The 25,094-nt window shown below is 71.0% G+C and carries 18 protein-coding genes; 1 reads left to right on the top strand and 17 read right to left on the bottom strand.

What is annotated here, in order from left to right; translation table 11 throughout:
• Position 1 precedes the first annotated feature (1 nt).
• The 16 genes from OG966_RS05750 to OG966_RS05675 form a co-directional block, all read right to left on the bottom strand.
• A complete protein-coding gene (locus OG966_RS05750; protein ID WP_326648311.1) occupies positions 2–1,342 on the bottom strand; it encodes a DUF4910 domain-containing protein in 1,341 nt (446 codons plus the stop codon).
• The gene (locus OG966_RS05745; RefSeq protein ID WP_326648310.1) at positions 1,339–2,373 is read right to left on the bottom strand and encodes an NAD-dependent epimerase/dehydratase family protein; all 1,035 of its coding nucleotides are present in this window, start codon (positions 2,371–2,373) and stop codon (positions 1,339–1,341) included. Before OG966_RS05745 ends, OG966_RS05750 begins: the two co-directional genes overlap by 4 nt.
• Positions 2,374–2,376: 3 nt before the next feature.
• Positions 2,377–3,024, bottom strand: coding sequence for a PIG-L deacetylase family protein (locus OG966_RS05740; protein WP_326648309.1), 648 nt, complete (start codon positions 3,022–3,024; stop codon positions 2,377–2,379).
• Complete coding sequence (locus tag OG966_RS05735) at positions 3,021–3,851, bottom strand: glucose-1-phosphate cytidylyltransferase (RefSeq protein WP_326648308.1); 831 nt, start codon at positions 3,849–3,851, stop codon at positions 3,021–3,023. The genes OG966_RS05740 and OG966_RS05735 overlap by 4 nt, the downstream gene beginning before the upstream one ends.
• On the bottom strand, positions 3,848–5,149 hold the full coding sequence (locus OG966_RS05730) for a class I SAM-dependent methyltransferase (RefSeq protein WP_326648307.1): 1,302 nt from the start codon (positions 5,147–5,149) through the stop codon (positions 3,848–3,850). The genes OG966_RS05735 and OG966_RS05730 overlap by 4 nt, the downstream gene beginning before the upstream one ends.
• Complete coding sequence (locus OG966_RS05725) at positions 5,146–6,420, bottom strand: glycosyltransferase (protein WP_326648306.1); 1,275 nt, start codon at positions 6,418–6,420, stop codon at positions 5,146–5,148. Before OG966_RS05725 ends, OG966_RS05730 begins: the two co-directional genes overlap by 4 nt.
• A gap of 2 nt (positions 6,421–6,422) precedes the next feature.
• Positions 6,423–7,655 (bottom strand): O-antigen ligase domain-containing protein, encoded by a 1,233-nt coding sequence (locus OG966_RS05720; RefSeq protein WP_326648305.1) that lies wholly within the window; start codon positions 7,653–7,655, stop codon positions 6,423–6,425.
• Between the two features lies 1 nt (position 7,656).
• A complete protein-coding gene (locus OG966_RS05715) occupies positions 7,657–9,189 on the bottom strand; it encodes a right-handed parallel beta-helix repeat-containing protein (protein ID WP_326648304.1) in 1,533 nt (510 codons plus the stop codon).
• A 9-nt stretch (positions 9,190–9,198) separates the two neighbouring features.
• Entirely contained in the window at positions 9,199–11,184 is a 1,986-nt protein-coding gene (locus OG966_RS05710; RefSeq protein ID WP_326648302.1) for a heparinase II/III family protein, read from the bottom strand.
• Positions 11,181–13,385: a bi-domain-containing oxidoreductase gene (locus OG966_RS05705; RefSeq protein WP_326648301.1), complete on the bottom strand. Its 2,205-nt coding sequence runs from the start codon at positions 13,383–13,385 to the stop codon at positions 11,181–11,183. The genes OG966_RS05710 and OG966_RS05705 overlap by 4 nt, the downstream gene beginning before the upstream one ends.
• 27 nt (positions 13,386–13,412) lie before the next feature.
• The gene (gene asnB, locus OG966_RS05700) at positions 13,413–15,347 is read right to left on the bottom strand and encodes an asparagine synthase (glutamine-hydrolyzing) (protein ID WP_326648300.1); all 1,935 of its coding nucleotides are present in this window, start codon (positions 15,345–15,347) and stop codon (positions 13,413–13,415) included.
• Positions 15,348–15,350: 3 nt separating this feature from the next.
• The gene (locus tag OG966_RS05695) at positions 15,351–16,883 is read right to left on the bottom strand and encodes a Wzz/FepE/Etk N-terminal domain-containing protein (RefSeq protein ID WP_326648298.1); all 1,533 of its coding nucleotides are present in this window, start codon (positions 16,881–16,883) and stop codon (positions 15,351–15,353) included.
• Positions 16,880–18,247, bottom strand: coding sequence for a polysaccharide biosynthesis protein (locus OG966_RS05690; RefSeq protein ID WP_326648297.1), 1,368 nt, complete (start codon positions 18,245–18,247; stop codon positions 16,880–16,882). The genes OG966_RS05695 and OG966_RS05690 overlap by 4 nt, the downstream gene beginning before the upstream one ends.
• Entirely contained in the window at positions 18,244–19,509 is a 1,266-nt protein-coding gene (locus OG966_RS05685; protein ID WP_326648296.1) for a glycosyltransferase family 4 protein, read from the bottom strand. Before OG966_RS05685 ends, OG966_RS05690 begins: the two co-directional genes overlap by 4 nt.
• The gene (locus OG966_RS05680) at positions 19,499–20,815 is read right to left on the bottom strand and encodes a nucleotide sugar dehydrogenase (RefSeq protein WP_326648295.1); all 1,317 of its coding nucleotides are present in this window, start codon (positions 20,813–20,815) and stop codon (positions 19,499–19,501) included. The genes OG966_RS05685 and OG966_RS05680 overlap by 11 nt, the downstream gene beginning before the upstream one ends.
• 82 nt (positions 20,816–20,897) lie before the next feature.
• The gene (locus OG966_RS05675; protein ID WP_326648294.1) at positions 20,898–22,376 is read right to left on the bottom strand and encodes a sugar transferase; all 1,479 of its coding nucleotides are present in this window, start codon (positions 22,374–22,376) and stop codon (positions 20,898–20,900) included.
• 860 nt (positions 22,377–23,236) lie between these two features.
• Here OG966_RS05675 and OG966_RS05670 point away from each other — a divergent pair.
• Positions 23,237–23,425: a hypothetical protein gene (locus OG966_RS05670; RefSeq protein ID WP_326648292.1), complete on the top strand. Its 189-nt coding sequence runs from the start codon at positions 23,237–23,239 to the stop codon at positions 23,423–23,425.
• A 98-nt stretch (positions 23,426–23,523) separates the two neighbouring features.
• On the opposite strand, the gene OG966_RS05665 is transcribed toward OG966_RS05670, so the two are convergent.
• Positions 23,524–25,086: a DUF4139 domain-containing protein gene (locus OG966_RS05665; protein ID WP_326648291.1), complete on the bottom strand. Its 1,563-nt coding sequence runs from the start codon at positions 25,084–25,086 to the stop codon at positions 23,524–23,526.
• Positions 25,087–25,094: the final 8 nt, after the last annotated feature.

Here is a 25,094-nt window from a genome sequence, read left to right as displayed (position 1 = left end):
GTCATGCCTTGATCAGTTCGGCGCCGCACAGGGCGTCGGCCGCGGCGGCGACGGTGTCGAACGGCAGACCGGACCGCTCGGCGACGTCCAGCAGACTGTGCTCGCCGTCGGAGAGGCTGAGCACCCAGAGCATGGCCATCTGGGCCTGCTTCGCGTCGCTGCGGCCACCGAGCGAGTCGTACAACCCACGCCGCCCCAGCTGTGGTTCGCCGTAGGGGCTGAGGTTGACGTACCGCCGGTTGCGGTCAAGGACGGCGAATGCCTCGCGGCAGACGGCGAGAGTGTCCGCCATCGCCTCGGGGGTGACGAAGTCCAGGTTGTCCGCCGAGGTGTGATATTCGGGGTAGCCGGCGTACGGGGTCCGGCTGAGCGAACCCACGCCGAGGTCGAACCCGGGCGAGCAGAACTGCCGCTCGTCGTAGCCGTACGGAGTGAACTCGGCGATGTGGTGCGGGCGTTCGGAGGCGTCCAGCACATGCCGCATCACCCGGTCGATCTCCGCGTCGCCGCGCCTGCTCTGCTTGTACGTCAGCCGGCCCGGGTCGCCGGCGCAGGCCAGCACCAGCCCGTGCTTGACCCTTCCCCAAGCTCTCGGCTCCTCCCCCAGCCTTCGGCCGGGAGGGGCCCCCAGAGCAGGGGATACCCCATTCACCCGCTCCGCGTTGCGGGCCAGCCAGGTGATCGCCCCGATGGTGCCGGGCGCGAACAGGAACCGGTAGGTGAAGTACGGCTGCTCCTCCGCCAGCGCCCGGGCCAGGAACGTCGCCACCGCGATGCCGGCCAGGTTGTCGTTGGCCAGTGACGGGTGGCAGACGTGGCAGGAGACGATCACCTCGTCGGCGACCTGCCCGGGCACCACGTGCTCGGCGTAGGTGAGATGGCCATCGGTGAGCGTGGAGTCGACGCACACCTCGTAGTCGCCGTCCGGCAGCGCGTCCAAGGTCTCCTGGGCCAGGCAGAACCCCCACTCCGGCTTGTAGTAGCTGGTGCGGTACGGCACCCAGGCCGGGTGGTCCGGCAGGGTGTGCAGGTGCGCGCGGAGCTCGGCCAGAGGCATGGTCGCCGACACCGGCACGCTGTAGCCGAGCACGTGCAGGCTGGACGCGGCGAAGTCGACGACCCGCCTGCCGGCGGAGTCGGCGACGTACGCGTCCCGGATGTTCCACTCCTGCGGCACCGTCCAGTCGAGCACCTGAGTCCCCGTCGGCACCTCGTGCACCTGCAGCGGGACGTACTCGCCGACGATCTCCAGGGTGGCGCGCACACCGTCGCCGGTGATGCTCCGGCACAGCGGGTACAACCGCTCCACCAGCGCGTACATCTCCTCGCCGGCCGCGGTCATCGGCGCCACCGCAGGGTGTCGTCGACGGTGCCGGCGTCGGACGCCGCGCGCAGCACGGCCAGCCGGGTGAAGCGTCGCTCGAAGTCCTCCCGTGTCAGCCCGTGTTTCCGGTAGGCGTCGGCCAGTTCGAGCGCGCCCTGCTTCACCGTCCACTCGCAGTCGAAGCCGGGCACCGCGGCGCGGAACCGGGAGAAATCCACCCGGTACGACCGCGGATCGGCACCGGTCTCCCCGGTGATCACCACCCGTGAGCCGGATATCGCCTCGGCGACCTGTTCGGCGATCTCGGCGACCGTGACGTTGTTGATCTCGCTGCCGATGTTGAACGCCCGGTCGTGCACCGATTCCCGCGGCGCGGTCAGCGCGGCCGTGAAGGCCCGTGCGATGTCGGCGGCGTGCACCAGCGGGCGCCAGGGGGTGCCGTCGGAGAGCACCAGCACCTCGCCGGACAGGAGCGCGTGGCCCACCAGGTTGTTCAGCACGATGTCGGCGCGCAGCCGGGGTGAGTAGCCGAAGGCGGTGGCGTTGCGCATGAACACCGGGCTGAAGTCGCCGTCGGAGAGCGCGTGCAGGTCGTCCTCCACGCGCACCTTGGACTCCGCGTACGGCGTCACCGGGCGCAGCGGGGCGTCCTCGGTCACCAAGTTCGCCGAGTCACTGCCGCCGGCGGCGCCGTAGACCGAGCAGGTCGACGCGTACAGGAAGCGCCGCACTCCGGCGTCGCGGGCCAGCCGGGCCAGCCGTACGGAGGCGTGGTGGTTGATGTCGTAGGTGAGGTCCGGCGCCAGCGATCCCAGCGGGTCGTTGGAGAGCGCGGCCAGGTGGATCACGGCGTCGACCCCGGCCACGTGGTCGGCCGTGACGTCGCGCAGATCCACCCGCTGCCCCGGCGGGTCCGCGGGCGGCGGGCCCAGCACGCAGTCCGCGAAGAGGCCGGCGTCAAGACCGACGACCTCGTGCCCGGCGGCCGCGAGGACCGGGGCCATCACGGTGCCCAGGTAGCCCTGGTGTCCGGTCAGCAGTACGCGCATTGTTCATTCCCCCAGATTGAGAGTGAGTTTGGTGACGGCGAACGCCTCGGCGTAGCGCGCATGGCATTCGATGCCGCGGATCCGCGCAAGACCGAGGAAGGCCTCCCGGTCGTACCAGGGCCGGTGCCGTTGCGAGGGGTAGTGCTCCTGCAACAGCCGCACTTTCTGTTCGGCGATCTCCGGCGACAGCGGCTGGTACGCCGACGGACGGCCGAGATCGCCGTCCCACTTGACGATCTCGTAGCGGAGCACGAGGTGGTCGCGGAATGCGGTGGTCATCAGCTTCGCCAGGCCGCGGTGATCCTGGTGCGCGTCATCGGTACGCGGCGCCAGCACCAGATCCGGTTCGCTCTGCAGGCGCAGTTCCTCGACCGCGGCTTTGGCCTCCTCCCAGTGCGCGGGCAGTCGGCCGTCCGGCAACTTGAGCACGGTCAGCCGCAGTTCGGCGCCCGGGCAGAAGGCGGCGAGCGCGGCCTTCTCCTCCTTCTCCCGCTCGCTGCCACCGCCGGAGAGCACCAGCGCGTCGATACGGATACCCGGCCGCGCGAGGCACATCGTCAGCAGCGTGCCGCCGGCGCCGATGGCGATGTCGTCGCAGTGCGCCCCTACCGCGACGATCCGGTCCAGGCGCCCGGCCCCGAGCCGGATCACGCGGTCCTCGCCCCGGCGCCGTCCCTGCTGCCGGTCGCGCTCGCCCCCGCGCCGTCCCGTTCCCACACGGCCCACGGGCGGTCGCCCCGGGCGTAGGCGTCGTCGAGCGCGGCCCGCTCCTTCACGGTGTCGGTCGGCTTCCAGAAGCCGCGGTGCTGGTGCGCCACCAGCCGACCGTGCTTGGCCAGTTGGGCGCATCCGTCGGCGACCAGGTCGCCGTTCTCCGGGATGTGGTCGAAGATCTCCTGGCGGAGCACGAAGTAGCCGCCGTTCTCCCACAGCGGCATGTCGCTCACCGCGGTGATGCCCCCCACCAGGCCGTCCTCGCCCAGGTCCACACAGTGGAACGAGGACTGCGGCGGCACCACCATCATCGACGCACCGGCGTCGCGCCGGGCGAACCGGTCGATCATCTCCGGCAGCGGGGCGTCGGTGAGCACGTCGGCGTAGTTGGCGAGGAACATCTCGTCGCCGTCCAGGTGGTGCCGCACTCGGCGCAGCCGCTCCCCGATCGGCGACTCGATGCCGGTCTGTACGAAGGTGATCGTCCAGGAGGCGATGTCGGTGGACAGCAGCTCGGTCTGCCCGCCCCGCAGCACGAAGTCGTTGGACGTCGTCTCCTCGTAGTTGAGGAAGAAGTTCTTGATGTGGTGCGCCCCGTACCCGAGACACAGGATGAACTCCGTGTGCCCGAAGTACGCGTAGTAGCGCATGACGTGCCAGATCAGCGGCCGCGGGCCGACCATCGCCATCGGCTTGGGCATGTCGTCGGAGGCTCCGCTGCGCATCCGCAGCCCGTAACCGCCGCAGAACAGAACGACCTTCATGACTTGACCTCGACAATGCTCAGTTCCGGGATGGGAAAGACAAGCCGGCCGCCCCAGTCGTGCACGAAGGACAGCTGCTCGACCAGCTCGGCCCGCAGGTTCCACGGGAGGACGAGGACGTAGTCCGGCTTGTCGGCGGCTATCTGCTCGGGCGGCAGGATGGGGATGCGGGTGCCCGGGGTGTACCTGCCGTGCTTGTAGGGGTTGCGGTCGACCGTGTACGGGAGCAGGTCGGGCCGGATGCCGCAGTGGTTGAGCAGGGTGTTGCCCTTGCCCGGGGCGCCGTAGCCGACGACCGTCTCGCCGCGCTCGGCCGCCTCGATCAGGAACCGCAGCAGATCGCGGCGGACCTTGGCCACCCGGGCGGAGAACTCGGTGTATCCGGACAGCTCCTGCAGCCCGGCGGCCTTCTCCCGGGCGAGCACGTCGGCCACCCTTCCCCAAGCTCTCGGCTCCTCCCCCAGCCTTCGGCCGGGAGGGGCCCCCAGAGCAGGGGATACCCCATCCGTCGGCTCGCCGGCCACCTCGGCCGGCCGGGCCCACAGCCGGATGGAGCCGCCGTGCGTGGGCAGCAGCTCGACGTCCACGAGCGTGAGTCCGCCGCTCGCCAGCGCCCGGATCGCGGACGCGACCGTGTAGTACTGGAAGTGCTCGTGGTAGATCGTGTCGTACTGGTTCTCCTCGATCAGGGTCAGCAGGTGCTGCACCTCGATGGAGACCCAGCCGTCGTCGGCGACCAGGGCGCGCAGCCCCTTGGTGAACCCGACCACGTCGGGGATGTGCGCGTACACGTTGTTGGCCACGACCAGGTTCGCAGGGCCGTGCTCGGCGCGGACGGCCGAGCCGGTGTCCGGGTCCAGGAACGCCGTGAGCGTGGGCACGCCCGCGTCCCGTGCCGCGGCGCCGACGTTCACCGACGGCTCGATGCCGAGGCAACGGATTCCCCGGTCGACGATGTGCCGGAGCAGGTACCCGTCATTGCTCGCGACCTCGACCACGAAGGCGTCGGGGCCGAGAGCAAGGCGCGCTGCGGTGTCGGCGACGAACGTGCGCGCGTGCTCCACCCAGGAGGTCGAGTAGGAGGAGAAGTACGCGTACTGCGTGAACGTCTCCTCCGGCGTGATCAGCGGGGGGATCTGCGCGAGCCAGCAATCGGTGCAGACCCGCAGGTGCAGCGGGTACGCCGGTTCCGGCTGGTCCAGTTGGTCCGCGGCGAGAAAGCTCTCACACGGCGGGGTCGCCCCCAGATCGACGACGCTCCCCAACGCCGTCGAGCCGCAGAGTCGGCATCGTGTCATTTACTGCCCCCATCCCTGCTCGCGCGGGTGCCCCGCCGCGAGCCAGTGTTTCCATTACCTGCCGACGGCACGGTGTCCCCGCCGCCGGACCGACCCGCGATCGCGGTGCGGTACCCCTCCACCAGGCGTTCGAGGCCGACGGCCGGGCTGAAGCCCTGCTCGTACCGGCGCCGGGCCGCCTGGCCCATCTCCTGGTTGCGGTGCGGATCGTTCGCGATCCGGCGCACGCAGGACGCGAGCGAGGCGGGGTCGCCCGGCTGGTGCAACAGCCCGGTCACCCCGTCCTCGACGAGTTCGACGAAGGCGCCGTGACCGGCGGCGACGGCCGGGACCCCCGCCGCCATCGCCTCCACGACCACCAGGCCGAACGCCTCCAGCCACGTCGAGGGAGCCACCACGGCGACCGAGCGCGCGATGGCCTGCCGACAGTGGGCGGGGTCGTACAGGCCGACGTACCGCACGTCGTCCCGGCCCGCCGCCCAGGCGGTCACCTCCGGCTCCAGGGGCCCCGCGCCGGCGATCACGAGCGGCACGCCCACACCGCCGCTCGCTGCGATCTCGTCCCACGCGGCCATGAGCAGCCGTACGCCCTTGGCCTCCGCGAGCCGGCCGAGAAAGAGCACATGCTCGCCGGCGCCCGCTCGGCAAGTGCCAGGGTCGGGCACGAAGTTGTGCTTCACCGCCAGCCGCTCGGCCGGCATGCCGGACCGCACCAGCACGTCGCGCTGCGCCGCGGAGATGCAGAAGAACCGCTCCACGCCGGACCACCACCGCCGCCGGTTGACCGACAGGCTGACCGCGAGCGGCACCGTCGCCAGCCGGGAGTTCCGGTAGCAGCCGTGCCGGACGGCGGGCAGCGGCGCCGACCCGACGCACTCGGTGCACGGCCGGCCGTCCCGCTGCAGCGTGCCGGGCGGGCAGACCTGCGTGTAGTTGTGCAGTGTGGCGACGGCGGGCACGCCGGCGTCGGCGCAGGCGGCAAGGACCGCGGGGGACAGGAGCGGGAAGACGTTGTGCACGTGCACGACGTCAGGCCGCTCGGTGCGAAGCCGGCCGGCGAGCTCCGTGCGGACCGCCGGGTTCCACGGCACGAGGAGCGGCACCGCGGCCTTGGAAAGCAGAGACCGGGCGGCGATGTCGTCGCTGCGCCGCTCGAACACCCCGACCCGGTGGCCGGCCTCGCGCAGCAGCGCCACCTCCTGGTCGACGACGTTGTTCTCCCCGCTCGGCTGCGCCGAGGCGTAGCGGTTGTGGACTACGAGGATGTGCATGCTCAGGTCACCTCCGATCGACGGGCCCATTGCGGTGTGCGCCGTCGAGGGACTTCGGTCGTCGCGAGGGGAGTGGCCGCGGCAGGTGCCGCAAGCAGCGAGGCGGCCACGGTCAGATGCAGCAGATACGGCGAGGCGTCGCCCAGACCGGCCTCGGTGTACGACGCGATCGCGCAGTAGCTGATCAGGAAGATCGCGCAGGCCCTCGACAGCGACGGTGGCCGCAGCAACGCGACGCCGCCCAGCACGATGATGATCGCCGCCACGATGGCGGTGCCGGTCAGACCCTGCTCGTGGTAAACGGCCAGCCAGCTGTTGTCGATCGGCAGCCCGCCGAACGACTTGTCGCCCAGGCCCGCGCCGAACAGGTACTCCGAGGCCGTCCGGGGGGCTGCCAGCAGGGCGTCCCAGACCTTGGCCCGACCGGTGAGGCTGGAGAGGTTCTCTTTGCTCTGTCCGCGCAGGAACCACGCCTGCAGCGCGGTGCTGAACGCCACCGCGGCCACGGCGGCGCACAGCACCGCCCAGGCGAAGAACCGGCGGGCGGCGGCGCTGGTCAGGATGAGCGAGCCGATCGCCAGCACCAGCCCGATGAGCAGGCCGAGCGTGGCCGTCCGGGTATGGGTCAGCGCGAGCAGGACGAGTGCCGGCACGATGACCGCCGCCGCGCTGCCCCTGTCGGTCCGGCGGCCCAGGAGGAGCAGCACGGTGAGCCCGATGATCACTGCGGCGTACTGTCCGATCTGCGGCGGGGTGAGCGGCCACAACGCGCCGACCAGGCGCCCGCCGTAGAGCTCGGGCATGGCGGCGCCCGGTGAGATGACCAGGCCGGCGGCCACCGACCCGAGGACCGCGAAGTACATCCGGATGTGATGCCGGACGAACGTCAGGCTGCCGTCCCACCAGCGGCTGAGCAGCCACAGCGTGCCGACGAAGAGAGCCAGCCGGGTGCAGCGGAACAGCGCGCCGAATCCGGACTCCAGGTTCGCGCTGGAGATCACGCTCGGCACGAGCAGCAGGGTGAGCAGGAACACGAAGGCGCTGGCCCGGATGCGCAGCCGGAGATTGACGGCGAGTGCCAGCGCGAACGCGGCGACCAGCGCGCCCATGGTGGCCATCTGGATGAGGGAGCGGGGCAGCGGAATGATGGTCTTCGCGCCGGCGGAGCCGAGCGTGTTGAGGATCAGCAGCCCCCAGGCCGTCCCGACGATCTTCGATGTGTGGTCCGCGGCCATCTCAACCACCGTCCCGTGCGCGGAAGGTGCTGCCCGCGTCCTGCTGGTACGGCGCGCCCTGCCACTGCCCGACGTCGAGCTCCCGGCTCGGGTCGTGGGCGATGAAGCTCCATGGTCCGCGGTACTCGTTGTCGTGCCAGCGGTTGTGCTGCTTTTGGGTGATCGCCTCGGCCACCCCTTCGCCCGGGTACGGCGACCAGTCCGGATAGGTGCCGTAGTTGGCAAGGACCGCCATGCGGCCGCACTTCACGGTGCAGCCGACGACGGAAGTGTCCAGCACGAAGCGGTTCTTGTGGATGTCCACCCGCTGGGTCTTCCACCGGCAGTCGGCGTAGAGCGGTGCGGTGGCGATCCCCGGCTGTGCGCAGCGCTCTGTCTTCTTCACCAGCAGCGTGCAGTCACCGGACGAGGTGTTGGCCGGGCTGTTGCAGAACCGGTCGGCGTTCTCCCACAGGGTGATCCCGGACCAGTTGTTCTCCAGTACGTTCCGGTAGATCTCGATCTTGTCCGTGCGGGCCCGGATGCGTGGTTCGCCGCCGGACTCGGACAGGTAGATGGTCGCGAACGGGAAGTTGTCGCCGCGGTCGGCGTACTTGCGGCCCTCGACCCAGTTGTTCCGCCGGATCGTGTTCTTCCGGATGACCGCGTTGTAGCTGGTCTCGTAGATCAGCGCGGCACCGTCGTTGGCCTCGATGACGTTGTCCTCGATGCGGAAGTCGTTGTTGTTGGTGTCCGCCCACAACCCGGCTCCGTGGTTGGCGTGCACCCAGTTGCCGCGGATGTCGACGCCGTTGACGGCCCAGAACTTGACGCCTCCACTGCAGCCGCAACCCGGCCGCCGCCGCTCCCAGTCGTCCTTGTTGTTGCCCACGATCTCGTTGCCCTCGAGCACCAGGTCACTGAGGGGGTCGCCGGCCTTGTACGCGTTCATTCCGTACTGTCCGTTGCCGCGCAGGCAGCTGGCGCGGACCTGCTGGCGGGCACCGGCCATCAGCCCGGCGCCGGAGTTGTTCTGGATCGTCGCGTGCTCGATCACCCACCCGTCGGCCGAGTCGTGGTTGACCACGCCCTCGTTCTGCGGCGCGACGAAACCCTGCACGGTCAGGTGGCGGATGGTGACGTCGCGGGCGGCACCGCCGAACGCGTACTGGTTGGTCTTCCGGCCGTCGAACACCGCGCCCGGCGCGCCGAGGTAGGTGTTCCCCTTCTTGGGGATTATCTGGGCGTAACGGTCCGATTCGAGCCTGTGCTTCCCCGGCCGCAGCCAGAACGTGGTGTTGGGCGGGCTTTTCTTGGTCTTCGCAGCCAGGTCACCGACCACCGCGGGGTCGACCGTCACCGCACCCGCGGGTGCCTTCGCCGGCCCGGCCGCGGGCTTGGCGCACACCCGGGCCACGGGTCGGGGTGCGGACGTGGATGGCGCAACGGTCGGCTCCGCCGGGGCGCTCGGTGTGCTCACGCAGCCGGTCGCCGCCAGCAGGACCAGCACCAGCGGTGCCGTCGGCAACGCCCAGTGCCGCTTCTTGATCACCACGCGTCCTCCCTAGCCGCGAAACCTGAGCACGGTGGTGAACTCCCCCAACAGCACAGCGCCGTCGGCGAAACCGGTGCCGACCAGCGTGGTGGAGGGTTCCTTGCGTCCGAATCCGGCGGAGTACCAGCCCAGCGGCGGGTCAATCTCGCCGCGATGCGCGCGCCAGCGCAGCTGCCCGGGCAGGTCGAGCACTGCGGAGCGGTCCTCGCCGTCCCGGGTCCAGGTGAGCACGGCCCGGTTCTCCGCCAGGTCCGCGGTGATCGCCGGGCCGAGGTGGAACGCGAGGCGCATCTCCCGGCGCGGGCCGCGCACCTCGTCGACCACCCGCAACTCCTGGCTCGCGGCGGTCAGTTCCACCCGGCGGCGGTGCACGGAGTCCTGGTAGCCGTCGTGTTCGGCGCACCAGCGGGCCGTCCCCCCGTCGGAGGTGCCGGATGTGTCCGCGACCAGGACGCGGCTGCGGGCATGGCGGGTCCACAGGAACGGGCCGCCGGAGGCGGACTGGTCACCGCCGTCCAGCTGCAGGGTGTTGTGGCCGAGGGTGGACCGGAAGTACTCACGCCACTCGGGCTGCCCGTGGTAGCAGTACGTCCCCGGGTCGGCGAGCACGTCGACCCCGTCGTGCCGGACCTCTATGGACAGCGCGTCCGCGTGGGCATGCGCGGCGATGGACAGGAATCCGTGCGGGCCACCGTCGCAGCGGCACCAGATCTCTGCCGGACCGCGCAGGATGGTCATGCCCGCGTCGGCGAAATGGGCCGGTCGGCTTGCCGGGCGTGTCACGGCCGGTGCAGTTCCATTTTTCGAGTACGGCCGGATGAGCGCGGCAAGCAGCGGGGTGCGCACATCGGTGCCAATCACCGCCGGCCACCAGTCGAGCCGGCCGAACACGGCGTCCCCGGTGGCCAGCAGCGAGCCCCAGCGGTCGGTGCCCGCGCCGTCCACGATCAGACCGTGCCCGTCGTCCGCGTCCCCCTGGCGCGGCGGCCGTAACCGGCTGTCCACGACGGCCGCGAGCGCGTCGGTCATCCGCAGCAGCACCAGCCGGAGCGACGCGGGGACCGGCACGTCGGCGGCATCCGCCTCGGCCACCGCGGCCAGGCCGAGCTCCAGCACGAGTCCGTGATACTCGGTGGCCAACTCGCGGTTGAGGCCCGAGTGGAAGGTGTTGCCGCGCAGCTGCCGCTCCAGCGATCGCAGCGCGCCGGCTCGCCAACGCGCCGAGGAGGGGAACCAGCCGAACGCGCAGGCCGCTGCGAACTGCCCGGCGGTCTCGGCGATGACGTGGTTGTTCGCCGAAGACCCCCGGCTGGGGAAGGCGGCCAGCCAGCGCTGGTGGTGCCAGATCTGGTTCAGCGCCGCCGGGTTGCCCTCGAACAGACCGGCCACGCCCGGCCAGCCGTCGAGCAGCCGGCGGATCCATACCCAGGACAGCAGCCGGATGCCCAGCTCGATGCCGCTGACCCAGTGCACTCCGCGCAGCGGCGCGTTGGCCGCCCACCACAACCGCAGGTGCTCGGCCACCCGCTCGGCGTACTGCTCGTTCCCGGAGATCGCGTAGGCGGCGGCGAGCACGGTGAGGTACTGATGCCGGGACGGCTCCCAGATCTGCTTGATGTCCCCGACCGCGTCCTCGTTCCGGTACGGCACGTCGAAGGCGTACCCCCACGGCGCCCGGCGCCCGGTCTTCGGGTCGTACCACCAGTCGGGGTTGACCATGTCGTCGCGGTCCACCCCGAAGTACTCGGCGTGCCCGGCCATCAGTCGGTCCGCCTCGGCGATGAGACGTTTCGCTGCGTCCGGCGGCACTGCGGCGATCGTCCCGGCGGGCAGTACCGCGGTGAACCGGGCGCCGTTCACGCTCGGGCATTCCGGCGGCGCCGACCGCCACCGCCGCCTGCGCACCGCGTCGCCCACCCGGCCGCCGACCTCCCGCGGTCCCATCCGGGACAACCGCCGCAGGTACCAGCCCGGACTCCCCGAGCTCACAGTCATCGTGCCCTCGCCAGCGTCACCGGCGCGCCGCCGGCCAGGCCTGCCTGTACGGCGAGGGTGGCCGCGGTGGTGGCGACCAGCGACTCCAGCGGCACCGGCATCGGCCCGCCGGTCCGCACGGCCTTGACGAACGCGGCCAGCTCGGCGGACTGGCCCTTGTCCCGGGCCTTGGGCAGCCGCGAACTGACCCACCGCTTGCGGCGGTCATCGTAAACAGCGGCACGGACGAAGTCGTCGAGCCGCAGCACCTTGCCGTCCGCGACGAGGTCCAGCGTCTCCTTGGGGAAGCTGGGCGCGCCGGTGGTGACGTAGCTGATGGTGGCGGTGGACCCGTCCGGGTATCGCAGCACAATCTGAATGTCACTGCCGCCCTCGTTGCCGGCCGGGGCGGTCGCGTACACCGAGACCGGGTCGGCCTCGAGCAGCCAGCTCGCCGTGTCGATGAAGTGTCCGCCCTCGCCGGCGAAGCGCGAGCCCTCGGTGCCCTGTTGGAGGTACCAGCTGCCGTGCTGCAGCCGGCCCGCGTTGACCAGATAGCGCAGGCTCGCCGGACCGGTCCGGGCGCCGAACCGTTTCCTGGCCTCCTGCAACAGCGGCGCGAACCGGCGGTTGAAGCCCACCTGCAGCCGGTCGTTGCCGGACTCCTCCACCGCCGCGAGCACACCGGCCAGGTCGTCCTCGGTGAGCGCCAGGGGCTTCTCCACGAACACCGCCTTGCCGGCCAGGAGCGCCCTTCGGGTCAGTTCGGCGTGCGAGCTGTGGCGGGTGACCACGAACACCGCGTCGATGGACTGGTCGCCGAGTACGGCGTCGAGATCGGTGGTCGCCTCGGCGAAGCCGAACTTCCGCTTGGCGTTGGCCGCGGACAGCGCCGTCGTGGTGACGACCGTGGACAACTCGACGCCGTCGCGCTGTGCCAGGTGCGGCAGCAGCATCGACGTCGCGTAGTTTCCCGCGCCGACGAACGCCAGCCGCACCGGTGCCTCGGCGGGCCGGGCCGGGGTGGACGCTCTGCCGCTGCGTCGCACCGCGGGCACTGCGACCGCCGGGGCCTCCGCTTCCCCCGCTTCCTCCTTCTGTTCGGGGTACCGGAACAGCACGGCCACGGCCTTCAGGTCGCCGTCCTTCAGGCTCTGGTACGTCTCGACGGCGTCGTCGAAGTCGGCGATGTGGGAGACCAGGGGCTCCACGTCGACGCTGCCGCGGGCGAGGAGATCGAGGAAGCACGCCAGGTTGCGGCGCTCGGTCCAGCGCACGTAGCCGATCGGGTAGTCCCGCCCCTCGAGCTCGTACTCCGGGTCGTAGCGCCCGGGGCCGTAACTGCGCGAGAACCGGACGTCGAGCTCTTTCTCGTAGTACGCGTTCCACGGCAGGTCCAGGCGGCACTTGCCGATGTCGACGACCCGGCCACGGTCCCGGCACAACCGGGCGGCCAGCTCGACGGGCTGGTTGCTGCCGCCGCCGGCGGCCAGGTACACCTGGTCCACGCCGTGACCGCAGGTGAGTTCGGCGACAGCGGCTTCCACGGCCGCGGACGCGGGATCGCCGCAGGCCGCGGCGCCCAGGCCCTCGGCGAGCTCGCAGCGCACCGGGTCGGGGTCGACCCCGACGACGCGGACCCCCGAAGCGGCGAGGAGCTGCACCACCAGCTGCCCGATCAGCCCGAGGCCGATGACCAGCGCCACGTCGCCGAGTTGCGGCTCGGCTCGGCGCACGCCCTGCATCGCGATCGACCCGACGGTGCCGAAGGCCGCGTGCCGCGGCGCGAGGCCGTCCGGCACCGGGGCGTAGAGGTTCTTCGGCACCCAGTTCAGCTCGGCGTGCAACGCGTGCTCGTTGCCGGCGCAGGCCACGAGGTCGCCGACCTTCACATCGTCGATCCCGGCGCCGACCTGCTCGACCACCCCGCACAGCGAGTAGCCCAGCGGCGTGTAGGAGTCCAGCTTGCCCATCACCTTGCGGTAGGTGGCGGGCACCCCGTTGGTGGCTACGCTCTGCATGACCTTGGCCACCTGATCGGGACGGGAGCGGGCCTTGCCCAGCATCGACATGCCGGCCTCGGACACCTTCATGAGCTCGGTCCCGGTGGATATCAGCGAGTAGGCGGTGCGGACCAGCACACCGCCCGGCTTGCACCCCGGCACCGGCACGTCGAGCACCGCCAGCTCGCCGCTCTTGTAGTTCTGCACAACCTGCTTCACAAAGTCCCCTTGTTTCTACGCCGTCTTCTACGCCGCCGAGCGAGCACTCCGCCCGGACCCGGAGGTCGCGTCGCGGTACCAGTACTCGAGGGTCAGCACATGCCACAGATGCTTGGAGAAGTCCCGCTGCCCGGCAGCGTCCTCGGCGACCATGCGCGCCAGCGCGTCGCGGCGCAGGAACCCGGAGTTGACGAGCACGCCGTCGTTCACCACCTCGCGCACCAGCGGTGCCAGATCCCGGCTCATCCAGGCGCGCAGCGGCGCGCTGAACAGGCCCTTGGGCCGGTACACGATCTCCCGGGGCAGGATCGAGGTGGCCGCCTCCTTGAGGACGGCCTTGCCCTGCCGTCCGACGATCTTGCGATCGCCGGGCACGGCGAACGCCGCCTTGACCACCTCGACGTCCACGTACGGCACCCGCACCTCGGTCGACGCGGCCATGCTGGAGCGGTCCGTGTAAGCGAGGTTCAGGCCCGGCAGGAACATCCGGGCGTCGCCCAGGCACATGCGGTTGACGAAGTCGTCCAGCTCGTTGTCCTCGTAGATGTCCGCGTGCTCGGTCAGCACGTCGTCCACCGTCCCGGCCAGGTCGGGATTGACCAGGGCGAGCAACTCGTCCTGGTCGTACATGGTGTAGCTGCGCCGGAACGCGGTCTCCTCCGGCAGATCGGCGAAGGAGAGGAACCGCTTCGCGAAGCGCACCGACCGATACCCCCGGCGGGCCGTTGCCACCGGCAGCCGGTCCACGGCCCGGGACACCCCGCGCCGCAGGGGCCGCGGGACGCGCTGATAGCGCAGCGCGATCAGGTTGGCCAGGTGCTTGCGGTAACCGGCGAACAGCTCGTCGGCACCCATCCCCGAGAGCATCACCTTGACCCCGGCCTCCCGGGCGGCCTCGCAGATCAGGAACGTGTTGATCGCGGCGGGGTCGCCGATCGGTTCGTCCAGGTGGTACGTCATCTGCGGCAGCAGGTCGAGCACGTTCGGAGCGATCTCGATCTCGTGCAGGTCGACGCCGAACCGCTCGGCCACCTGCCGGGCGTAGCGAAGGTCGTCGGGCATCGCCTCGAACTTGGCGTCCTCGGCGCGGAACCCGATCGTGTAGGCGGAGATCCCGGGTTGGTCGCGGGCGGCCAGCGCGGTCAGGTAGCTGGAGTCGAGGCCGCCGGAGAGGAAGGTCGCCACGGGTACGTCGGAGAGCAGGTGGCGGCGAGTCGACTCCTCGACGATGGCGGCCAGGTCCGGCTGCTCGCCGCCCCGGGCCCGCTCCCGGCCCTCGGCGGCGACGTCCTTCAGGTGCCAGTACCGGCCGCGCTCCACCCGGCCGTCGGGCCGGCACCGCAGCCAGCTCCCCGGCGGCAGCTTCTCCGCCTCGCGGAACGCGCACCGTGAGTCCGGCACCCAGTAGTACAGCAGTGACGCCACCAGCGCCGCCTCGTCCACCTGCAGCGATCCGCCGGTGGCGGCGGCGAGCGCCTTGAGCTCGGAGGCGAACACCAGCCCCGCACCGCGCCGGAGCAGGAACAGCGGCTTGATGCCGAGCTGGTCGCGGGCGAGCACCAGCTCACCGGTTCGCTCGTCGAAGATCCCGAACGCGAACATGCCGCGCAGCCGGGGCAGACAGTCGGTGCCCCAGCGCCGCCAGGCCTCAAGCAGCACCTCGGTGTCGGAGGTACCGCGGAAGCGCACCCCGGCCGCCGCCAGTTCGGCACGCAGCTCGGGCGCGTTGTACAGCTCCCCGTTGTACGTCAGGACGAGGCCGTCCGAGACCATCGGCTGGGCGCCGGTCTCGGACAGGTCGACGATGGCCAGCCGACGGTGCCCGAGGTGCACCTCGCCGTCACCGACGGAGTGGCTGTACCGGCCCGCCCCGTCCGGACCGCGGTGGGCGAGGGTATCGGTGAGCCGGTCGGTCACGGCCTTCCCGTCCGGCCATCGGTAAGTCCCTGCGATGCCACACATGTCCTACCGCGCTTCCTGGTCGTTGTCCGGGACCTGTGCGGCCCACATCGGCAGCCGCTCCGTCCGCCGCCGGCCCGTCCCGTTCTGCCGGGCCGGCCGCTCGTTCCGCCCGCGCAGCGCGGTGTGCAGCCCGTCCCACAGCGTGCCGTCGGTCCGGTCACGCGGATCGGGGTCGATCAGCACCACGCCGATCACCGGAATGCTCTGGTCCGCGAGCTGCCGCGCCACGGTGTGCAGCCATGCGGCGCTGCCGTGCCCGGCACGCACGACGAGCACGGTCTGGGTGCCGAGGTGCTGCAGGTCGGTCCACGCCGCGCCGGGTGCCACCGAGCCGACGCCGAGCCGGCGCTCCTGCTGCGATCCGGTCGCGGCGCTCTCGCCGCTGACCACGGTGGGGTCTCCTGGCTTCGGGCGGCGGTTGGCGAGCTGCTGGCGTGGCAGACCATCGACGATGACCACCGGTTCCTCAGCCGTCGCCAGTGCCCGTGCCAGGTCCAGGGCGATCACACTCGTGCTGCGCGCACAGCCCAGTTCCAGCAGCGACACCGGTTCCGCGGAGTCGCGCACGGTGCGGGCCAGGGACGAGGTGAGCCTTGTCCGTGCCGCCCGGGTCCGTCGGCGCTGCCACAGCTTGATCGACCAGCGGGGCACGCGGCGCAGCTCCGCGATGACCGAGGCGCCCAGGTTCGCCGCGATCTCCCGGCGCAGCACGGGGCGGTCCGCCACCACCGAGCCGACCGCGGCCACCGCGAGCCCGAGGACGAGACCGAGGACGAGCCCGATCACGGCGTTGGTGGCAGCGGTCTTGGGCAGGGAGTGCTGCACCGCGCGCGGGGCGTCCACGATCTGTGTGCCGGCGATCAGCCGGGGCGTGCTGGTGCGTGCCTCTCCGGCGCGCTGATCGAAATCGGCTACCCGCGAGGTGAGTTCGGCCCGGCGGGCGAAGAGAGACTCGAGGTTCGCCGAGTCTTCCGGGCTGCTCTCCGGGGTTCTGTCCCCGATCTTCTTGTTGACCTGGGCGAGTTCGTCCCGCATCCGGTCACGCTGCTCGAGCAGGGTCTTGGACTCGGCGTTCGCGGCTTCCTGTATCCGCCGCACATGGTCCGCGACGAACGCGCCGGCCAGCGCCTTGGCGCGGGCCACCGCTTCCGCGTCGCTGTCACCTGTCACATCGATCCGCAGCAGGTTGTTGGTCAAGCCGATGCCCCCGTAGTCCTGCATGAAGTCCTCCGGTTTTTCCGGGGACTTGAGGGACCGCAGGGCCTTGCTCGCGATCCGCGTGGTCTGCAGCAGCGCGGCGTCGGTGCGGATCAGCGTTCCGGGGTCGTTCGGCTGGTCCGCCTGGTGCGCGACCAGCACCTTGGTCACCGCGGTCGGCGGTGGCGGCATCAGGACCGCCACCGCCGCGCCGACGAGCAGCCCAAGCAGTGCCATGGCGGACCAGAGGCGGCGCCGCCTCCGTACCGCCACCACCAGCGACTGCAGGTCAAGCAGTGGAGTGGCGGCCGATGACTCCGAACTCGTACTCGTCGTCACCCTGAGCCTCCCCTTGCGTCGTCGCCCACTGCGAGCGCCAGCGTGGCGGCATCCCGAGGCCGGCCGGCGGACCGTGTCGGACGGGTCCAGACCGTGCCGGCGAGGACGATGCCGACGACCTCGTGCTTGGCATCCGCACACGCCTCGGCGATGCCGGCGAGTTCCCCTGCGGTCCAGCTGCCCGCGCTGAGCACGACCAGGGCACCGGACTCGTTGTCGCGGTCCGGCATCATCGGCTGGGTCACCGAAACCCCCACCACGCGCAGCAGCAGATCGCTCCCGGCCTCGGCGACGAGCTGCCCGGCGGCCCGGCGGGCGATCTCGTCGCCGTCCGGGACGACGACCAGCAGCCGTCGGGGGGCGGGCAGTTGGTCGCGGAGGCGGGCGCACACCCGCCGGTAGCGGATCTGCCTGCTGGCCTCGTCGCCGGAGGTCTGCGGGGTCGGTACGTCCCACCGGATGTCGAGGCCGAGGAGCCGGCGGATCCGGGGCCGCAGGGCACTGTCTTCCGGTCGGTGCGCGGGCCGTTCACCAGGTACGTCGACGGTGCCGAGGAGCGCCGAGCCCAGCGCCGCGGCGATCTCCGGTTCGGTGCGCAGTCGGCGACTCACCCGCGCGGCGGTGAGATGGCCGATGACCGAGACCAGGAAGAACATCAGCGCCCCGGCGACGATGAGTTGCATCCTTGTCGGCGGTGCCTCGCCGGTCGGCCGGGCGGACGGCCCCATGACGACCATGTTGGCCTTGTTGGTCGCCGGGTCGGCCTGGTCCAGCTTGTCCATGGCCTCCTGCAACGCGGTGCGCAGCTTCTCGAGCTCGGTGCGGCCCTGCACGCTCTCCACGGTCTGCCCCGGATCGGCCGCCTCGGCCAGGTCGGTGATGCGGCGGCTGGTCTGCATCACCATCTTCCGCAGCGCCTCGGGTCCCGCAGTCGCTTCGGGGTCGGTGTTGTCGCCGGCGATCCGCGCGGCGAATGTGACGTACTGCTGGGCCACTTGGTCGGAGAGCCGCTGCGCACGCTCCGGGGTGTCGGCCGTACCAGAGATCTTGATGATGTTCCCGTCCGAGGCCTTGGCGCTCACCTGGTCCCGCAGCTCGCGGCCGCTGACGCCGCTCCAGTCGAGCGCAGCGGCCGCGCGGTCGACCACCACCGAACTGGTCGCGATCTCCGACTGAGTCAGCAGCTCGCGCTCTTCCCACGCGCCCGGCAGCAGTACCGATGCCGATGTCGTGTAGCGCGGCGGAAACAGCAAAGAGGTGCCGTAACCGACGAGCGCACCCACCACGGCGAGGACGGTGAGAAGCCGCCGGCGCCGACGGATGATCCGGCCGACCGTGACCAGGCGTATCGTGTCATCGCTCAACGGCGCTGCCTCTTCCCTGCCCGGTCCGGGTGGCCCGCCGATACCGGAGCGTGGTCCCGGCAGGCAGCGGCGTAGGCGGCAAGCAGCGATTGCTGGGAGTTCCGCCAGGCGAGCGGCCCGTTGATCCGTTCCTCGCCGATCTTGCCCATGCGGGCCCGCTTCTCCGGGTCGTCCAGGAGCAGCGCGATGAGCTTGGCGAACTCGGCCTCGTCGTTGGCGGGTGCGTAGACGGCGGCGTCGCCGGCGGAGACCCGCGCCTCCCGGAGGTCGAACGAGACGATCGGCCGTCCCATCACCATGTACTCCAGGACCTTGTTCATGGTCGACACGTCGTTGAGCGGATTGTGCGGGTCGGGGGAGAGGCACACGTCCGCGGTGGACAGGTAGCGCGCCAGGTCGGCGTCCGGGATGCGCCCGGTGAACTGCACCTGCTCCGAGAGCCCGAGTCGCCGGGACAGCTCGACCATCGCGTCGAAGGTGTCGCCGCCGCCGACGAACACCGCATGCCAGTCGGTCCGCCCGAACTCGTCGCGCAGCTTCGCGAGGGCCCGCAAGGCGTAGTCGACGCCGTCCTGGGGGCCCATGACGCCGAGGTAGCACAGCAGATGAGGCTTGCCGCGCTTCAGCTCCGGCTCGGGCGGTACCGGCTGGAACCGGTTGGTGTCGGGCGCGCTGCGCACCACGAAGACGTCCTCCGGCCGCTGCCCGCCACGGCGCAGCGCGACGTCCCGGTAGCTCTCGTTCGTGGCGAGCACGACGTCCGCGGCCCGGTAGGTCCGCCGTTCCAGCGCGCACACGGCGCGGTAGAGCAGATCCTCGCCGCGGTCGAACCGGGAGAGGTACAGCTCGGGTACCAGGTCGTGCTGGTCGAAGACGAACCGCGCGCCGCGCCGCTTCAGCCACAGTGCCGGCAGGAACAGAAGGTCGGGCGGGTTGCAGGCGTGGACCACGTCGACCGGGCCAACCTTGCGGGCCAGCCGGGCCGTATGCCACAACGCCGATCCGTACTCCCGCAGGTAGCCGGCCGGTCCTCCGGTGGCCGCGCGCAACGGGTAGCGGTGGATCCGCACCCCGTCGATCTCTGCCTCCGGCTCCGTGTCCCGCGTACTCCCCCGGGGACAGATGACGTGCACCTTCCAGCCCGCGTCGCGCAGCGTCGTGCACTCCTGCCACACCCGCCGGTCGAACGGCACCGACAGGTTCTCCACCAGGATCAGCGCGCGCCGGTCCGGCCGGTCGCCGCTGATTGCGTCACCAAGCAAGGCCTATGTACCCCGGTTCGGCCCGGCGCGCTTCGGCGTCGGGAAGGTGGATGAGGTCGACGATCACCGGGCCTTCGCCATGGGGCAGCGCCGACAGCACGGCCGGGTCTCTGGTCCCGACCAGGCACACCTCGGCGTGCTCGAGCACCTCGTCGACGGAATCCGCGAGCAGCTGGGCGAGGTGCGGCAGCCGGGTCTCGATGTACTCGCGGTTCGCGCCGATCAGCCGGGAGAGGCTCACATTGGCGTCGTGGATCCGCAGGTCGTACCCCTTGCCGAAGAGCGTCTCCGCCAGCTCGACGAGCGGACTCTCACGAAGGTCGTCGGTGCCGGGTTTGAAGGACAACCCGAACAGGCCCACCCGGCGCTTGCCGGTGCGCTCGACCAGTTCCACCGCGCGCTGCAGATGCGCGGAGTTGGAGGGCAGCACGTGGGCGAGGATGGGCACCGAGACGTCGGCCCGCTGCGCCGCGTGGACCAGGCTGCGTAGGTCCTTGGGCAGGCAGGAGCCACCGAAGGCGAAGCCGGGCCGCAGGTAGGCGGGGCTGATGTTCAGCTTGCGGTCGGCCAGGAACACGTCCATCACCTGGTGCGAGTCCACCCCGAGCGCCTGGCACACCGCGCCCAGCTCGTTCGCGAAGCCGATCTTGAGGCCGTGGAACGCGTTGTCCGCATATTTGATCGCCTCGGCCGTCGGGACCGGCACCCGGAACACCTCGCCGGGCAAGCCGTCATACAGTGCCATCACCGCGTCGCCGCTTGCCGGGTCGAGCTCGCCGATGACGGTCTTGGGCGGGTCGAAGAAGTCCCGCACACTGGTGCCCTCGCGCAGGAATTCCGGGTTGACCGCGACGCCCACGTCCACCCCGGCCGTGCCGCCGACGTACTTCTCCAGGATCGGTAACAGCAGGTTCAGGCAGGTGCCCGGGAGCATGGTGCTGCGGAACACGACGGTCTGCCGCCCACCCCGCTCGGCCAGCACGGCGCCGATCTGCTCGGTTACCCGCTCCAGATACGTGGTGCACAGGCTGCCGTTGGGCTCCGACGGCGTGCCCACGCAGACCAGCGAAATCTCGCTGCCCATGATCGCCTCGCGGACGTCGCCGGTAGCGCGTAACGCTCCGGTCCGCACGACCTCGGCGATGAGCTCGCCGATCCGCTCCTCGACCACCGGGGCCTTGCCGTCGTTGACCAGGTCGACCTTCACCTGGTTCACGTCCACCCCGATGACCTCGTGACCCATGCTGGCCAGGCACGCGGCCGACACGCAGCCCACGTAGCCGAGCCCGAAAACGCTGACCTTCATGACCCGTCCCTCTCCCCAGGCAGGCCCTCTTGGCCTGCCATCCGCGCGCCGGCCGGCCAGTTGAGCCGCAGTCCCCCGCGCATCAGTAGGCCCCCTGCCCATGGAGCACCGCACGCAGCGTCTTCCACAAGATCACTGTGTCCAGGGCGAGCGACCAGTCCTCCACGTACCGCAGGTCGAGCCTGACCGCCTCGTCCCACGGCAGGTCGCTGCGTCCACTGATCTGCCACAGGCCGGTGAGCCCGGGCTTGACCAGCAGCCGCCGCCGGATGTCCGGGCCGTACGCAGCGGACTCCTCCGGTAACGGAGGCCGCGGGCCGACGAGCGACATCGATCCGGTGAGTACGTTGATGAGCTGGGGGAGTTCGTCGATCGAGTACCGGCGCAGCACTGCTCCCACCCGGGTCACCCGCGGATCCCGGCGGAGCTTGAACAGCAGGCCGGCGCCCTCGTTGCGGTCGGCCAGCGCGGCACGTGCCCCGTCAGCCCCGGTGACCATGGTGCGGAACTTGAGAATGGTGAACTCGCGGCAGTCCTTGCCGACTCTGCGCTGGCGGTAGAACGCCCCGCCCCGACTGTCCACCAGCACGAGCAGCCCGACGAGCACCATCAGCGGCGCGAACAGCATCAGCAGGATCGCTGCGCCCATCCGATCGACGACCTCTTTGATCGCCCGGTGACCCCCGGTGAAGGTCGGCATACTGACCCGCAGCAGCGGGATCCCGAGCACCGCGTCGACGTGCAGCCGCGGGCCGGCCACCTCCATCAGCACGGGAGCCACGACCATCTCGGCATCGCTGCCTTCGAGGTTCCAGGCCAGCCGCTGCAGCCGCTCCGGTGACCAGTGCGGGTCCGGTGTGACCGCGACGACACGGTAGCCGTCGCGGCGGACGTGGCCCGCGACGTCCGTCAGTCGGCCGACGACCGGCACTCCGTCCAGTTGGTCGCCGTCGAGCCCGAGACCGTCCGTCGTGCACACCGCATCCACCCGCCAGCCGAGGTGCGGGGACTTGCGGGTTCGGGTGATCAGGTCGCGCACGGTGGCAGGGCTCCCGGCAGCGAGCACCGGTCTCAGGCACTGTCCTTCGTTCCGCTGTTTGTGCAGCCCGAGGCGGAGCAGATACCGCGCGGTCATGGTGACGAGTGCGATCGCGGGGATCGCGACGAAGATCCAGAGCTTGATGTTGCGCGAGGTGAGGGCGATCCCGCCGAGCGCCAGTACGACGGTCGCCGTGAACAGTGAGCGTCCGAGCCGGCGGAATTCCTCGGCGCCCTGGCCGAGCACGGCCGGAGCCCATGCCCGGCTCACCGCAAGCGCTCCCAGCACCAGCAGCTCGGTGCCGAATGCGAGTATTCCCCACTTCTCGTGCCAGTTGGCCGCGTCTCGGGCCCCGAAGAAGTTGCCGATCGCCGCCACCACCAAGGCGGTGGCCACGGTATCGCTGGTGATCACGGTACGGCGGTACCGATGCTCCCAGTCGTTCACGAGCTGGCTGATTGCCCCATTCGCCAGACGCCCGCGCGTCGACGGTAAAGGGCCGACTAATCCGCCCTGCCGCACAGAACCCCCCCGGGTCCCCAGTGGTTCGACGTGTTCGCCCAACACTGTTCCTCCCCCCGGGAGGCCCCCGCCTCCCGCACGCTTCCACCCCTCGGGAGGCCCATCGCCCCCCGCACGCTTCCACCCCTCGGGAGGCCCATCGCCCCCCGCGCCGCGCTGTTCCTCCCCCCGGGAGGCCCCGCCCCCCGCGCATGACATCCCGGCTATTTCAGCGCTACTTGAACAACCCGCCCTGGCGGCAGCGGACTCGCATGTCCTGCCAGACTCTCGAGGTGCGCGGGAACCCGTCGAAACCTCGGGTGCTCCCCGCACCCGAAGCCCCTCTCGGGCTCCAAGAATTGATCATCCCCACGTCTGGCACCGGGGACACGACTGCTGGCTTTCCGTAGTGCCGGACTAATGGATCATTATTGGTCGCCTCATGCCCGAGCAGTTGAAGCACGGCCAATCTAGACCAACGGGGCCGGTCTGTAGAGGGGATGTGTGCAATTTGTGCTCAAGCTTTGAAGCCGGGCCCACCGACCGGTGCCTACGGGTGCCTTGACGCCATCGCGCGCTCCAGAGGCGCACGACTTGAGCGTGTCGGTGTTCGGCGGCATGTTCAAGGGCGCGCAACCGCCTCAAGGCCCGGGCGTGGGCCGCGATGGCCATGGCGGTCGGCGGGCAGCCCTGTGCCTCGGGCGGATGCCCGGCCGCCAGAGACACCCGCCTGACGCTCGGCGGCGGATCCGGCGCCGAGAACCGCCTGGCTCAAGGCCGATCTGAGCAAGGTGCCCGCGGGAGCCAGGATCGTCCGAGCCCGTCTGGTCCTGACTCCGGCCGAGTGCGGCACGGGATCCTGCGCGTAGCGGCCCCTATAGATGTACCAGCTGTACGAGCCCTGGGCAGCTCCGCAGACCGGCACCGCCGTGCTGGGTCTGCTGGACGACGCTCCGTTCGCGGATGCGGCCCTGCCCGGCGCTCAGGACCCCCAACCCATCGTGCAGTCCGGGCTGGAGCGGCCTTTCGCGACCGGGCGACAGGTCGCGTACCGGCGGGCCCAGTGGTGACCGGCCCGCATGTCCTTCGGGTGTGCGAGACGGCCCCCGGCTGGGGGCGGGAGCCCGGATCAGGCCTGTACCGGCAGGCGTGCGGCGGCCCACCGAGCTCAGAGCCCGGTGACTTTGGCGCTCGCCGACAGCTCGTAGACCAGGGTGACCGTGCGCCGGCTGCCGGGTGCGAGGGTGATGTCCCAGCGGGCGATGCCCTCGGCGTCGACCACGTCGGGCGCCGGGGAGCATGAATCCTTGTGCAGGCGTATCTCCACCGCCGAGACCTCGGAGACCGGGATCCGCTCCCGAAGGACGACCGCCCGCTCGCCGTGCTCCCCTGGGGCGGAGAACCGGGACAGGTGCAGCCGGACCGTGCGGGTGACCACGGTCCGCTGGGTGATTCCGGCGGAGTCGCGGGACTCCTCGGCCTGCCGGACCACCCTGTAGTCGTCGCAGCTGCCGAAGGCCAGCTCAACGGGGGCGCCGGGGGCGGTGAAGTCCAGCGTGCCGCGGCCGCTGTATCCGCTGCCGCGGACCAGGTCCACGGGCCCGGCGAGCAGCGCGTGGCCGGACAGGTTGTCGAACCGCACCACCTGGGTGACCAGGGGGGACAACTCCGGTGAGCAGGCGTACTCACTGCGCGCGGCCGTGGTGAATGCGGAGAGCAGCACTCGGTGGGCGCGGCCGTCACCGGGCACCGAGACCGGCGCGGGGGATCTCAACACCCGCGCCTCGCCGCCGTCGTCCACCCCCGGCAGGCCGAGCACCGGGGCCGGGCCGAGGGCCCCGATCTCCTCCTCGCGCAGTTCGACGTCGACCGTGCGGCGCTCCGCCGCGGAGCGGTCCTTGAGCGTCAGTCGGTCCTCGCCCAGCCGTGGCGGATCGGTGGCCAGCGCGGAGCGGGCCGTCGACAACGTCAGCCGTACGTCCGACCAGTCCTCACCGGTCCGCTGCCAGACCATCGCGTCGGTCTCCAGTGTCAGGAAGTCCCCGTCGAGCACGGCCCGGTAGGCGGGCCGCCACAGCGCACACGAGGTGAGGTGGCTCAGGCGCAGCCCGACCGGCCCGGCGACCGCGGCCTCCACGGTCAGCTCGATATGGCCCACCAGCTCGGCGGGTTCCTCCTCGGAGAGGTGCATGGCCCGCTGGGCTTCCCCGAGTTCGGCGGCGAGGGCGGCCAGCCGGGCTTCCACGGTGCGGAGTTGCTCGCCGTGCGCGTCGCGCTCGTCGTCCACCCGGTCCAGTTCGCGGGCCCAGCGGGGCCGTTCGGTCTCCCCGGAGCCGGCGCCTTCACCGACCTCCCGCAGCAGATCGGCGGCGAGGCGGCCGAGCAGGTCGAGGCGGGCATGCAGCCGGTCGCGTCGCTGCCCCAGGGCCAGCCGCTCCTCTTCGAGGGTGTGTACGCGGTGGCGCAGGGCGGAGTCGTCGTCGGTGGACGGCAGCGGCCCGCGCGGCGTCCAGCTGCGGACGATCCGCACGTCGAGCACGGTCGCGGGGTGATCGGCGGTCAGCTCGGCATGGAGGGTCCGGTCGACGGCCAGCGCACTGACCGGCCCGAGACGCAGCCGCTGGACCCCGGCCTCCAGGTCGAGCACGACGGCGCGCTCGATGTGGGCCCGATCCTCGAGGCACGTGACGGCGGTGACGGGGAGGGCGATCGGCTTCGGGGCCGTGGACATGGCGTGTG

This window comes from Streptomyces sp. NBC_01750, from assembly GCF_035918095.1.
GTDB lineage: Bacteria > Actinomycetota > Actinomycetes > Streptomycetales > Streptomycetaceae > Streptomyces.
This window is presented reverse-complemented; position numbering and strand designations above follow the sequence as displayed.